The 422-nt window shown below is 68.5% G+C and carries 1 pseudogene; it reads right to left on the bottom strand.

The features are described 5' to 3' along the window. Positions 1–422 (bottom strand): annotated as a pseudogene (locus AC1DZU_RS35680) (hypothetical protein); the annotation flags it as partial.

Raw genomic sequence — 422 nt, 5'->3', positions numbered from 1 at the left:
GCTCCCGTCGAGCCAGTCGAACCCGTTGCACCAGTGTCGCCAGTCGCACCTGTCGAGCCAGTTGCGCCAGTCGCACCAGTCGAGCCAGTGGCTCCGGTCGCACCAGTCGAGCCGGTGGCTCCGGTCGAGCCGGTTGAGCCAGTAGCTCCGGTATCGCCGGTCGCACCGGTCGAGCCAGTAGCTCCGGTATCGCCAGTCGCACCAGTCGAGCCAGTGGCTCCGGTCGCACCAGTCGAGCCGGTGGCTCCGGTCGAGCCGGTTGAGCCAGTCGAGCCGGTATCGCCAGTCGCACCAGTCGAGCCAGTGGCACCCGTCGAGCCAGTCGAACCCGTTGCACCAGTGTCGCCAGTCGCACCTGTTGCGCCGGTCGAACCAGTGGAGCCGGTGGCTCCGGTCGAGCCCGTCGCTCCAGTCGAAGTCGA

This window comes from Mesorhizobium sp. P2_A12 (assembly GCF_056405075.1).
This window is presented reverse-complemented; position numbering and strand designations above follow the sequence as displayed.